11 protein-coding genes and 1 tRNA gene are annotated in these 12,749 nt (G+C 42.5%); 9 read left to right on the top strand and 3 right to left on the bottom strand.

The annotated features are described in order from the left end of the window. Positions 1 to 176 precede the first annotated feature (176 nt). The 3 genes from AAEY80_RS05095 to AAEY80_RS05085 all read left to right on the top strand — a co-directional run bounded on the left by AAEY80_RS05095 (position 177) and on the right by AAEY80_RS05085 (position 1,805). On the top strand, positions 177 to 737 hold the full coding sequence (locus AAEY80_RS05095) for a hypothetical protein (protein ID WP_173239764.1): 561 nt from the start codon (positions 177 to 179) through the stop codon (positions 735 to 737). 91 nt (positions 738 to 828) lie between these two features. Next, positions 829 to 1,656 (top strand): hypothetical protein, encoded by an 828-nt coding sequence (locus AAEY80_RS05090; RefSeq protein ID WP_201616607.1) that lies wholly within the window; start codon positions 829 to 831, stop codon positions 1,654 to 1,656. A 73-nt stretch (positions 1,657 to 1,729) separates the two neighbouring features. Then, positions 1,730 to 1,805, top strand: a tRNA-Arg gene (locus AAEY80_RS05085). 242 nt (positions 1,806 to 2,047) lie between these two features. Here AAEY80_RS05085 and AAEY80_RS05080 read toward each other — a convergent pair. From AAEY80_RS05080 to AAEY80_RS05070, 3 genes are all read right to left on the bottom strand, one after another. Next, complete coding sequence (locus AAEY80_RS05080; protein ID WP_350587977.1) at positions 2,048 to 3,664, bottom strand: NAD(P)/FAD-dependent oxidoreductase; 1,617 nt, start codon at positions 3,662 to 3,664, stop codon at positions 2,048 to 2,050. A gap of 247 nt (positions 3,665 to 3,911) precedes the next feature. Beyond that, positions 3,912 to 4,217: a putative quinol monooxygenase gene (locus AAEY80_RS05075; RefSeq protein ID WP_025652866.1), complete on the bottom strand. Its 306-nt coding sequence runs from the start codon at positions 4,215 to 4,217 to the stop codon at positions 3,912 to 3,914. A 65-nt stretch (positions 4,218 to 4,282) separates the two neighbouring features. Further along, complete coding sequence (locus AAEY80_RS05070; protein ID WP_265088730.1) at positions 4,283 to 4,723, bottom strand: zinc-binding dehydrogenase; 441 nt, start codon at positions 4,721 to 4,723, stop codon at positions 4,283 to 4,285. A gap of 750 nt (positions 4,724 to 5,473) precedes the next feature. Here AAEY80_RS05070 and urtA point away from each other — a divergent pair. The 6 genes from urtA to AAEY80_RS05040 all read left to right on the top strand — a co-directional run bounded on the left by urtA (position 5,474) and on the right by AAEY80_RS05040 (position 12,665). After that, the gene (gene urtA / locus AAEY80_RS05065) at positions 5,474 to 6,784 is read left to right on the top strand and encodes an urea ABC transporter substrate-binding protein (protein WP_201576477.1); all 1,311 of its coding nucleotides are present in this window, start codon (positions 5,474 to 5,476) and stop codon (positions 6,782 to 6,784) included. A gap of 139 nt (positions 6,785 to 6,923) precedes the next feature. Next, on the top strand, positions 6,924 to 8,726 hold the full coding sequence (gene urtB / locus AAEY80_RS05060; RefSeq protein WP_350587976.1) for an urea ABC transporter permease subunit UrtB: 1,803 nt from the start codon (positions 6,924 to 6,926) through the stop codon (positions 8,724 to 8,726). A 10-nt stretch (positions 8,727 to 8,736) separates the two neighbouring features. After that, entirely contained in the window at positions 8,737 to 9,807 is a 1,071-nt protein-coding gene (urtC, locus tag AAEY80_RS05055; protein ID WP_025652870.1) for an urea ABC transporter permease subunit UrtC, read from the top strand. Between the two features lie 113 nt (positions 9,808 to 9,920). Next, on the top strand, positions 9,921 to 10,727 hold the full coding sequence (gene urtD, locus AAEY80_RS05050) for an urea ABC transporter ATP-binding protein UrtD (protein WP_051395057.1): 807 nt from the start codon (positions 9,921 to 9,923) through the stop codon (positions 10,725 to 10,727). Positions 10,728 to 10,792: 65 nt separating this feature from the next. Continuing rightward, entirely contained in the window at positions 10,793 to 11,491 is a 699-nt protein-coding gene (gene urtE, locus AAEY80_RS05045; protein WP_350587975.1) for an urea ABC transporter ATP-binding subunit UrtE, read from the top strand. Between the two features lie 163 nt (positions 11,492 to 11,654). Beyond that, positions 11,655 to 12,665 carry an urease accessory protein UreD gene (locus tag AAEY80_RS05040; protein ID WP_101211061.1) on the top strand — a complete coding sequence of 337 codons (1,011 nt, stop codon included), beginning with the start codon at positions 11,655 to 11,657 and terminating at the stop codon, positions 12,663 to 12,665. Positions 12,666 to 12,749: the final 84 nt, after the last annotated feature.

The following is a 12,749-nucleotide window of genomic DNA, read 5'->3' as shown; positions in this document are numbered from 1 at the left end:
ATCCATTGACAGTAGTTATAATTAATAGCTGATATAACCACCAATCGCATCACCCGATTAGTGTGCCACTGTTCCCAGTGGTTTACCAGTTTATAAACCAAGGATGACATAGCCTACGACAACGGATGTCGCTGATTTTTTAAATGAGCTTCTTAACGACGAGACAACTTAATCTTATGCCCCTGCGCCCTATCGATGCCCTCTTTATCCACCTTGAACGACGTGTCTATGTAGTCTACTATCGAGGGGAATTATGGCAATTGCCTCGTATGAAAATTGATGAGCTATCGTGGCAGCGTAGGCAACCTTATCAAGGTTCCCCCGATGCCTTGTATCTAAGTCGTCATCAAGCTATCCAAGATCCAGTGTTGGCACAAAAGCTGCGAACACTAAACTTGCCTATGGCAGTACGCGGCATTACACTACCACGCTTCGAAGCATGGTGGGAGAGCCACGGTTTTGACTGGTTAAAAGACCAATTAACAATAGGTGAATCCCCATTAGCCGCGCATACTACGACAAGCACGACTACAAATAGCGAAACCAGATCTATTGCGCCGCAAGACAGTACATCAACCTCAGCCAATAATGATAATAGCGCTGAGCAGAACAGCGGTACGCAAACTCAAGAATCTAAAAAAGTAAGTAAGCAAAACGATAGCATTCAAGCAACAGAAAAAACGGATGTTTTCGCTGAAATGCTAGCGGATTTGGTCGAGGAAGTATTGTATAAATAGCTTAGTTTTTAGCAGCAATGTTAGCCGAAAAGTTATGTGCTATAGGTCATTTAAGCCTAAATCAAATACACCAAAATAAGAACGATAATCTATGAAAGACTATAAACTGCTATTGGCTGGCCTGCTTTTGCTACTGCTGATGATACTCATCGCCGTTTTTACTTGGTTGTGGAGTAGCAACCGTAAAAACATGGATCCACTGCCTATTTTGGCAAGCGAGAGTGAGACGATAGCAGAAGGCACTGATGAGGATGCAGATACTAGCGCTGATCGTACCTTATATTTGCAAATAGAAGACAGTCTACAAATACCATTAGACCATGTGATCACAAGTTTCGAATCCCGCTATCCTCATGTGCAAGTTTTCACAAATTATGTCAATTCTACAGCACTATTAACTTTGCCAAATAACAATCATAATGGCAATGAGAGTGCGCCTGTTGTCACTCATGCCGACATAATTATTGCTGATAATATCTTACCAAGCGAGCACCTACTACCCTTACAAACCAAGCTTAAAGATGCTCAAGACAAGCGCAATCAGAGCAATATTGATACTGATAATGCCAATCAAGATAGTGATGCTAGCCTGAATGTAAGTGATCTGTTTAGCGAAGCAGACATTGCTACAAATACATCAGACAATGCCGAAGCGCGTCGTCTGAGTTCTTTTAGCTATGCCTTGAAAGATGAGCATGCGCTTGATGGTGTTACCCTGACGCATAATACTGTGGCGATTAATTTTCGTAACTTTTTGCTCTCAAGTACGGGGCAAGACATATTAAAAAAATATGATTATTACAATATCGAAGGTTATAAAAACAGTGTTGACGATTTATTTAGGCCTACCTCACAAGCCAAAAAACCATTAGGCGACAATGGAGAAGATGTCGCTGATGCACTTAGTAATGGCGAGTAAGGATAAATTGCTTCTATTTATCTTTTGTTGATTGCTTTTATGCCTACTTTTTTCTACAATGTCCCTCCATAATGCGCCTATAGCTCAACAGGATAGAGCAGTTGCCTCCTAAGCGATCGATCCGAGTTCGAGTCTTGGTGGGCGCACCAACAAACATTCTTATAAGCAATCATAGAACTCCATAGCCTATACGCTCTGGGGTTTTTAATGTCTTAATATATCACAACATAACATTGCATAACTTACGATGCATTTTCATACAGCATACCTTCAAAGCAAAAAAAAGCCTTTCAAGCTTTATATTTTATAGCTTGAAAGGCTTTACCGATCACATGTCTTTATCTAAGTAAGCGTTTTAATATTGGGGTTTGCTTACAATTTACAGCCGCTCTTACTCTATGTTCAACATCGATTTTGCCACAGCTTCAGCCACTTTAATACCATCAATCCCTGCTGATAATATGCCACCTGCGTAGCCAGCGCCTTCGCCTGCAGGGAATAATCCTTTGGTATTAATGCTTTGGAATTCTTTATTGCGTTTAATGCTGATTGGTGACGATGTTCTGGTTTCTACGCCAGTGAGTAAACCGTCGTCAGATGAAAATCCTTTAATTTTTTTATTAAATGCTGGAATGGCTTCACGTATGGCATCCACCGCAAAGTCAGGTAACGCTTTGCTTAAGTCAGTTAAGGTAATACCCGGTGTGTAAGAGGGTTTTACATCGCCTAATTCTGAGTCTGGCTTTCCTTTTAAGAAATCACCAATGGTTTGCGCTGGTGCACTGTAGTCTTTGCCGCCCAATTCAAACGCTAAGGTTTCTAGTTGTCTTTGTAAATCGATACCAGCAAGAGGGTGATTTGGGTAATCTCGCTCTGGGTCAATGCCGACAACAATAGCACTGTTGGCGTTACGCTCGTTTCTTGAATATTGGCTCATGCCGTTAGTGACAACACGGCCTTCTTCTGATGCGGCGGCAACAACGGTTCCGCCTGGACACATACAGAAGCTATAAACAGAACGACCATTTTTACAATGATGAACCAGTTTGTAATCCGCAGCGCCGAGTATTTCGTTTCCAGCATTGTCACCAAAGCGTGCTTTGTCTATGGCCGACTGCTTATGTTCTATTCTAAAGCCAATTGAGAAAGGTTTTGCTTCAACATACACGCCTTTATCATGGATCATTTCAAAAGTATCTCGGGCGCTATGACCAACAGCAAGAATGACATGATTGGTTTTTAAGATCTCGCCACTATTAAGTGTCACGCCTGTTACTTTTGAATCAGTGATATGCAAGTCGTCTACGCGAGTAGCAAAACGGACTTCACCACCGAGCGCTATGATCTCGGCACGCATTTTTTCTACCATAGTGACTAACTTATAAGTACCTATGTGCGGTTTACTAACAAATAAAATCTCATCTGGTGCGCCCGCTTTTACGAATTCTGTCATGACTTTACGGCCGTAATGATTTGGATCTTTCACTTGGCTATATAATTTGCCGTCAGAAAAGGTGCCTGCTCCACCTTCACCAAATTGTACGTTTGATTCTGTGTTTAATTTACGCTGACGCCAAAAGCCAAAAGTGTCTTTGGTGCGTTGTCTTACTTCATTACCGCGTTCAATGATAATAGGTTTGAAACCCATTTGGGCAAGAGTAAGTCCAGCCATTAATCCACACGGACCAAAACCAATAATAACCGGACGCTCAGTTAAATTCTCTGGCGCTTCACCTACATATTTGTAGCTGGTATCTGGTGTTGCTTTAACATGGTTGTCTGACTCAAATTGAACCAGTAAATCATTGGCTAACTCCGAGTCGGTCAGTGTGATGTCTAACGTATAAATTAATTGGATATTTCTTTTATTACGAGCATCATAACCACGTTTAAACATCACAAATGACGCCATTTGCTCAGCAGAAATTTTAAGTTTTGTCGTTATAGCAGTCGTTAGATCTTCAGGTGCATGATTTAACGGCAATTTAATTTCAGTTAAACGTATCATTGGTTACTCATAAACTAGTGTAGAAAACAGTCTCGCATTTTACTGGTACTGATACAAATAAGCGAATAAATATTTTACTTAGGCAGGGTAAATTTACGGATTTGTACTGTAGTTTGAAAATGTTTTATGTTGTAGTTCGCTTAGCCATGTATAAGTCAATCTCATGATTTTGCTCTATCAGATTCGAATGTAATCGAACAAAACCATGGATTTTGAGTAGCGTCTAAAAACTTAAAATTAGCTACATTTATGAAATCGCCGTCATCTCAGTAATGATAAACTCATCGACCATCCCATCTGTCACTTTTACATAATTTTGGAAATGCGGACTTTGTACATGCTGCTGCAACGACTCGTTGTTTTCCCAAATCTCATAAACGATGAAACCAGTCATATTCGCATTATCTTGATGCAAGATATATTGAATACAACCTTGATCCGCTTGTGATGCTGCGGTTAGTGTCAGCAGCTCAGATTTGACCTGCTCGGCATGCTCAGGTTTAGCTTTAATAGTGGCAACGATAGTCAGTGGTTTGTTTGCTTGTGTGTTCATAAATGCTTCCTATGTTCAAATATTGGGATTGTTTTAGACGGTATAAAACATTTGTTTTTAAGAACTTATACAGGCCAGCCTTCTAGTACAACCTTACCATATGCTTGGCTGTTTTCTAACATTTGATGCGTGTCTCGTAAGTGCTCAGCCGTTATCGTACCAATATGATGGGCGATGGTGGTTTTAATCTCGCCAGCATCAATTATTTTTGCTACATCTATCAATAAACGATGCTGTTTAATCATGTCAGGCGTTTGGAATATTGAGCGGGTAAACATGAATTCCCAATGTAAACTTAAGCTTTTCATTTTAAGCGGTATGACGTCCAGTGTGACTGGATCATCAATAAGTCCAAGCTTTCCTTGTGGCTTTAAGCACTTAATAATCTCTTCATAATGCTTTTCCGTATTATTAAGACTGACAACGTAATCTACTTCAGTAATGCCAGTCTTTTGCAGCTCATCATATAAAGGATTACGGTAATTAATCACATGATCCGCGCCCAAGTCTTTAAGCCATTATACGCTCTCATCTCTTTAAGCTGTACTGATAATAGTTGCGTCAATATTGAGCCCACGCCGCTTGCTGCACCAACGACCAGTACCGATACATTATTTTCATAAGCACTTAGGATTTACCTATTTTCATAGAAATGGCACGGATGAACACTTTATCTGCCTATGCCTATGCCTATGCCTGTCATGTGGATCTCTGTCCAGCGATCATGATTGCCTCTATTAAATACTTGTAGAACAATATTAATACTTTATTTTTTATTCGATCAATATATAAACTGCGCCTAATCAGTAAGGCTGAGCAGTGTTTTCAGCACTGTAAAGAGGCAGTCGGTATTTTGGATAGAGTCACTTTATCTACATACGCTGGCGGGCTTGTTGGGTATTGACTAAAGGTGAAATATTCCAAGTTAATGCCTATAGGATTGATAGCATAAGTCTCATCCGTTCACACTTTTTAAACTTAATAGCACATTACTTTCCCTCTAATCGTTTTTTATGCACAGCTTTGGTTCTCTAAACCAGACGCTTATGGTGCAAAAAAGAACCATATCCTCTAATTAAGAACGATTTTGGTGCAAATTATTATACTTTAGGTTGGCACAAATATTGAGGTATTAATAGTAGTTAGGAATGGGCTGTTCATTCAGCCTAACCAAGCTGCTACTTTATCTTTTGGAGAAATATATGTCTTTGTTGCCCACTCTTATCACTGTTACTCCTATCAATACAAACTATCGTATCGATTCAAAATTGACATCACGTTTATCTGTATTAGCAGTCGCCATTATAGGAAGTTTAAGCCTGATTGGTTGTCAAAAACCTGCTGAAACCAATACTGAAACCAACTCTACAGCAACAAAAACTGAAACAACTGCGACTTCTGCTACCCCTGCGGCAAATGGCGATACGATCAAAGTGGGTATCTTACATTCTTTGTCTGGAACGATGGCCATCTCTGAAACGTCATTAAAAGATACTGCCCTCATGACCATTGATGAAATAAATGCCAATGGCGGCGTGTTAGGTAAGCAGCTAGAGCCCGTCGTTGTAGATCCCGCTTCTGATTGGCCGTTATTCGCTGAAAAAGCTCGTCAGCTATTAACCCAAGACAAAGTTGATGTGATATTTGGTGGCTGGACATCGGTGTCACGTAAGTCAGTGCTGCCTGTCGTTGAAGAGTTAAATGGCCTCATGTTCTACCCTGTGCAGTACGAGGGTCAAGAGCAGTCAGAAAACATTTTTTACACTGGTGCGGCTCCCAACCAGCAAGCCATTCCTGCCGTTGAATACTTAATGAGTCCAGAGGGCGGTAGTGCAGAACGCTTTGTACTGCTTGGGACAGATTATGTCTACCCCCGTACTACCAATCAGATTTTACGGGCTTTCTTAAAGTCTAAAGGCGTCGCTGAAAAAGACATCATGGAAGAATATACTCCATTTGGCTTTAGCAACTATCAGACTATCGTTAGCAATATTAAAAGCTTCTCTACCGGTAAAAAGACGGCAGTTATCTCTACCATTAATGGCGACTCAAACGTGCCATTTTATCGTGAGCTTGCCAACCAAGGTATTAAAGCCTCTGACATTCCAGTCATGGCATTCTCAGTAGGAGAAGAAGAGCTTCGTGGTATCGATACCAGCTTGTTACAAGGGCATTTAGCGTCATGGAATTATTTTATGTCGGTTAAGAATCCCGTTAACAGCGCCTTCACCAAAAAGTATAAGAAATATGCGCTAGATCATAAGCTACCGAATGCTGAAAAGGTTGTGACCAATGATCCTATGGAAGCCACTTACGTCGGTATCAATATGTGGAAACAAGCGGTTGAAAAAGCGGGTACTACTGATGTCGATAAAGTGCGTATTAGTATGGGAGGTCAGACTTTTGACGCGCCATCAGGATATACCTTGAAAATGGATGAAGAAAATCATCACTTATGGAAGCCTGTCATGATCGGTCAAATCCGTGCCGATGGTCAGTTCGATGTGATCAGCAAAACGCCAAAAGTCATTCGTGCTGAGCCATGGAGTCAGTACATTCCTAAATAAGGTTGTGGTCACCCAAGCCTTAGCCCCTAATCCTTAGTCCCTTAATGGTATCAATACCAGCAACCCTTTAGCACCTCTACTGATAAAACATTTTTTTAGTAGAGGTTAGAGGAGTGTTGACTGTAAAAAAGGAGCCATCATGTCACGTTATTATTCCTATTCTAAAAGTGACGCGCCAGCCAATTATTCTAATAAGACTTTTATCATTACCCTATTATCTTTAGCACTATTACTGATCACTACCACATCGTCTGTTTATGCTCACGAGACGCTAATAGCACACAGTCATGACGAGGCAGTATCTACTAATACGGTGGCTGCGACATCCAATGCTGTTAATGATAAGACTTTGCTTGCTCAAGACGATAGCTTGCTTGCTCAAAACGAGAAGTCTCTAACTACGCCAGCTGATCTGACGATAAGTAAAGAGGATGCTATTGAACAATTTGTCGCCGCAGACTTTGGCAAGCGCCAAACCATGCTCAATCAGTGGCCAGGGTCAGTTGAGAGTCTAGATACTTTGATTGAGCTGATAAAAAACGATGAGTTATATCAAGGCAATGACGGTCAGACGTATCTCTTAAATAGCGAAGATGAGCTATTTACTTACCCTGCTAAGCAGCTAACCACCGAATGGCCCAGCGACTTGGCGCAAGTGACTTTGACCAATGCTCTGCGCTCAGCTTTGGTGTTTGGACAAGCCAAAGTTAAGCTTGAATCAGACGATCCTAAGCAACGTATGCAGGCAGTAGCCATCTTAGCGGACAATATCGAGCAGCTAGATCCAGCGCTCATAAGTACTGCTGCCACTAATGAGCAAGATGTCGACGTCAAAACGGCGTTGAGCACTTTACAAGCGAGGATTGATTTTAGAGATGGCGACGTCGCTAAGCAAATTGTCGCGCTTACCGTGCTTGCCGATAGTGATAGCCCGCAAGTCTTAGTCGATGTCAAACGGGCATTGGCGGCGGACGATATCGATCCTGTGCTCAAATCTGCCCTGTTAGACGCTGAGACGAGTATCGAGCGACGTATTACTATCAGTACTTGGATAGGACATCTCTTTACTGGTATGAGTACCGCCAGTATCTTGTTATTAGCAGCACTTGGTCTTGCTATTACCTTTGGGCTACTGGGTGTCATCAATATGGCGCACGGTGAGCTGATTATGATTGGTGCTTACGCCACTTATATGGTGCAAAATTTATTTCAAGCGTATTTTCCCGGTATGGCAGGTTGGTATCTGGTTGCCGCTATACCCGTTGCTTTTTTAGTCAGTGCCATTATCGGCATGATTATCGAACGAATCGTTATTCGACCGCTTTATGGACGGGAGCTTGAAACCTTACTGGCAACCTTCGGTGTCAGTCTGATTCTTATGCAGTTGGTAAGGATGATATTTGGCGCGCAAAACGTTGAAGTCAGCAATGTTGACTGGTTAAGCGGTGCCTATCAAGTGTCCTCTAGCCTTGTACTCCCCTTCAACCGTATCGCTATTATCGGCTTTACGATCATTATTCTTATGCTACTAGTGTACTTACTTAAAAAGACTCGTTTCGGGCTATTTGTGCGCGCTGTGACGCAAAACCGGCAAATGGCGCGCGCGGTTGGTATCTCATCTGCCCGTATCGATATGTTGGCTTTTGGACTTGGCTCGGGTCTCGCAGGTCTCGCTGGCTGTGCGTTAGCGCAAGTAGGCAACGTCGGACCTGATCTTGGTCAGACTTATATTATTGATGCGTTTTTAGTCGTCGTGGTTGGCGGTGTTGGACAAGTATGGGGTGCAGTATTGGCATCTTTAGGTCTTGGCGTCAGTGGTACGGTGCTTGAGATTGGCATTGGTGCTGTGATGGCTAAGATTGTGTTACTGGTTCTTGTGATTTTGTTTATTCAAAAACGTCCACAAGGTTTATTTGCCCTCAAAGGCCGTTTTGTGGATTAAGGAGAACCTAATGCGTTTGACTCAATTATTATCTGATTCCCCACGTAATGCCATTTTGATTGGTTTATGTTTTTTGGTGTTACTGATATTGCCTTGGCTCCATCTACTACCTGAAACCTCTAGTTTTCATTTGTCTGCTTACTGGATAACGCTCATCGGTAAAATAATGGCACTGGCTATGGTAGCACTGGCGCTAGATCTCGTCTGGGGCTACGCTGGCATTCTAAGCTTAGGACATGGTCTTTATTTTGCTTTGGGCGGTTATGCCTTTGGTATGTACTTGACGCGTGAAACGGCTGGCGCTGGTATCCCAGACTTTATGCGCTTCTTAAGTTGGACCGAATTGCCGTGGTATTGGGCAGGCACTCAACACTTTTGGTGGGCGATGGCTCTAGTGGTGTTAGTTCCCGGTTTGGTCGCTTTTATCTTTGGTTATTTTGCTTTTCGCTCAAAAATCAAAGGGGTTTATTTTTCGATTATCACTCAAGCCATGACCTACGCTGCCGCCTTATTATTCTTCCGTAACGAAACAGGCTTCGGTGGTAATAATGGCTTCACAGGTTTTACCACGCTATTAGGCTATGACATCACTGCTGCTTCAACGAGAGCTGTGCTGTGCTTTACGACTGCTTTGGCGCTGCTAGTGTCATATCTTGGCCTACGCTATCTGATGAGTCAGCCTTACGGGCGCGTGCTCGGTGCCATTCGTGATAGTGAAAATCGCTTGCAGTATTTAGGCTATCGCACGCTTTGGTACAAGCTTTCGGCTTGGGTATTGTCTGCAGTCATTGCTGGTATCGCTGGTGCTCTATATGTACCGCAAGTTGGCATCATTAACCCAGGCGAGATGAACCCAGTCAACTCTATCGAGATGGCAGTATGGGTGGCTGCTGGAGGGAGAGGGTCACTCATCGGTGCTATCGTAGGCGCAGGTGCCGTGAATGTTATTAAAACTTACTTTACGGTGGCCTACCCTGAGTTTTGGTTGCTTATTCTAGGTGGACTATTCGTGGTGGTTACTTTGTTTTTACCTAACGGGATTATTGGCGTACTCGATCGTTTTAAGAAGGAAAAAGAATAATGTCAAAAGTACCTAATGAAACTGACCGTAGTATAAATACCCCAGCTAGGACTCTTAAATCTGCTAACAGCATAGCGACTGCAGAAACCACACCTACCCGACCAGTCACTACTTTGGCTGAAGATTATGGAGATAGTGCTGGCTTGGCGCATCCTGTTCCTAAATCAGGTCCAGATATGAGACATGGTATTGCGCTATATTTGGAAGACGTTAGCGTCTGGTTTGACTCGTTCCGTGCACTCAATGACTTATCTTTATACATTGAGACGGGCGAGCTACGCTGCATCATCGGTCCCAATGGCGCAGGTAAGACCACGTTAATGGATGTTATCACTGGTAAAACGCGTCCGACCAAAGGTAGCGCGTTTTTTGGTCAAGTACATAATTTGGCCAAGCTGTCTACCGAAGAGATTGCCGAAGCAGGCATTGGTCGTAAGTTTCAAAAACCAACGGTATTTGAAAACTTTACCGTCCTTGATAACTTAATGCTAGCGGCCCCCAAAGATAAGCGGGTATCAAAAAGCTGGTTTACTAAAATTGATGCTGACACAAAAAACACACTTGACTCAACGCTACAGCAGATTCGCTTAAAAGACCTGATCAACAAGCCAGCCGGACTGTTATCTCATGGTCAAAAGCAGTGGTTAGAGATTGGAATGTTACTGATGCAAAGACCAAAGCTTATCTTACTTGATGAGCCTGTGGCAGGCATGACCGATGCCGAAACTGAACATACCGCTGAGTTATGTTTGCGCCTTAAAAAGAATCATACCTTAATCGTGGTTGAACATGATATGACCTTTATTGATGCCATCAGTGAGAAAGTGACAGTTTTGGCAAATGGCGCTATTTTGGCTGAAGGGACATTGAGTGAAGTACAGAACAATGAGGCCGTTATCGAGACCTATTTAGGTCGATGATACATTCAGGTCGATAATAAATAGTAGCTCTTAAACTTGACTTAAAAAAGAATAAAGGTATTTATATGTTAGAAGTCAATGCCATAAATCAATATTACGGTGGCAGTCACATCTTACGTGATGTCACCCTCGCCGCCCCGGTAGGAGAATGTAGCGTGGTACTGGGTCGTAATGGCGTCGGTAAAACCACTTTGCTTAAATGCTTGATGGGTATCCTACCCATCAAATCAGGTGAAATTTTATTAAACGGTAAGGATATTAGTAAGATGACGCCTGAACAGCGTGTACGCGCAGGACTCGCTTATGTACCGCAAGGCCGTGATATCTTTTCCACCTTGACCGTTGAAGAAAATATTCTAATTGGCATGGCTAAATTCTCTCAACGAAAAGCAAGTAAAGTACCCAAACACTTATATGATATATTTCCAGTGCTGGACGAGATGAAACATCGTCGCGGCGGCGATCTATCAGGCGGTCAACAGCAGCAGTTAGCTATTGCGCGTGCGCTGGCCTCTGAGCCTCAAGTGCTGGTACTTGATGAGCCTACCGAAGGCATTCAGCCGTCAATTATTAAAGACATCGGTAGAGTCATTCGTAGTCTTGCTGATAAAGGCGATATGGCCATCATTTTGGTCGAGCAATTTTATGATTTTGCTGAAGAGCTTGCCGATAACTATACTGTGCTTTCTCGAGGGCAAGTCGTTGCTCATGGAGCGGGATGTGATATGGCAGAAAATAATATCCAAGAATTGGTGGCAGTCTAATGAGCAGCTACTAGATTCTACGTATTAAATAAAGCTTCGAGAAGGTAATACATGCTATATTTTTACTAGCTGTGATAGTCAAACTTATAGTTAAACTTATAGTTAAACTTATAGTCAAAATTGGGTTTAACAACATACAGCATAGTTTTAAGGATATTATATTTTGACTTGGCAATCCTCGCTACAGCTCCATTTCGACCATTTAGCGGATAAGACTAAAACTCGGCTGTGTCATCGTGCCCATACTGGTGCGCTAATGGTGCAGCGCGCGCTTTATCCTGAGCCTGACAGTCAAACAGGGATTTGCCATATTTATGTGTTGTATCCTCCTGCTGGTATTGCCGATAATGACCGCTTAACGTTAGCATTTAATCTACACTCTAATAGTCACGCGGTGATTACCACCCCTGGAGCCGGCAAATGGTACGGACAACGCAAGTCATTGCGATCCTCTAGACCCAACGCAAAATTTACCAACGGTACTTCATCAGCAAAAAACAACGTCTCCGACCATGCCCTTTATGATAGCTCCTGCTCTCATACTATTAGCAACACTTTCAACGATACCGTCAGCGCAGAACAACATATCGACGCGCGCCTTGATGACCACGCTATTCTTGAATGGCTACCCCAAGAAAGCATTTATTATGATCATTCCGTCTCTAATGCCAACAATCGCTTTTATTTAGCTAAGACGGCAAGCTTGCTGACTTGGGATATTGCGGTGTTCGGACGGCAAGCGTATCAAGAAACTTTTGCTAATGGTTATTATGCCAACCGCTTAGAGATATGGCGTGATGGCAATTTATTGGTCAGTGAGTGCACCTCCCAGCAAGCCAATACGCGCTGGTTTACCTCACCGCTTGGGTTAAACAATCATCATGTTCATGGCTCTTTTTGGGCAATACCTAGCACAGAGATTATTGCGCCTGAGCTGCAGAATAATCCGCTCAAGCTTGGTCAGTATTTAGATACCACTATTACCGAGATACGCCATCTTATCGATCAGCAGTCACTACCCATTCACTGTACTCATAATTATCAAGGTATTAATTGCCGTTATTTGGGGTCAGATGTGCGCGCCTGCTTTGAATCTTTTTACCAAGTCCGCGAGCTTATCAGGTCTAAATGGTACACGCTTGAGCCTCATCGACCGAGAATTTGGGACACCTAATATTATGTGCTTCCACTTAATCTCATCCTTAAACTACGCTTGGTCAAACCGAAATAACTTTATTTAAAATATTTGCTTTATAAA

Source organism: Psychrobacter sp. 78a-MNA-CIBAN-0178 (genome assembly GCF_040309625.1).
GTDB lineage: Bacteria > Pseudomonadota > Gammaproteobacteria > Pseudomonadales > Moraxellaceae > Psychrobacter > Psychrobacter okhotskensis.
This window is presented reverse-complemented; position numbering and strand designations above follow the sequence as displayed.

Coding starts and splice junctions, on each gene's coding strand:
- AAEY80_RS05090 (WP_201616607.1), top strand. CDS start 829: ATGAAAGACTATAAACTGCTATTGGCTGGCCTGCTTTTGCTACTGCTG.
- AAEY80_RS05080 (WP_350587977.1), bottom strand. CDS start 3,664: ATGATACGTTTAACTGAAATTAAATTGCCGTTAAATCATGCACCTGAA.
- urtC (WP_025652870.1), top strand. CDS start 8,737: ATGCGTTTGACTCAATTATTATCTGATTCCCCACGTAATGCCATTTTG.
- AAEY80_RS05075 (WP_025652866.1), bottom strand. CDS start 4,217: ATGAACACACAAGCAAACAAACCACTGACTATCGTTGCCACTATTAAA.
- urtB (WP_350587976.1), top strand. CDS start 6,924: ATGTCACGTTATTATTCCTATTCTAAAAGTGACGCGCCAGCCAATTAT.
- AAEY80_RS05095 (WP_173239764.1), top strand. CDS start 177: ATGCCCCTGCGCCCTATCGATGCCCTCTTTATCCACCTTGAACGACGT.
- urtE (WP_350587975.1), top strand. CDS start 10,793: ATGTTAGAAGTCAATGCCATAAATCAATATTACGGTGGCAGTCACATC.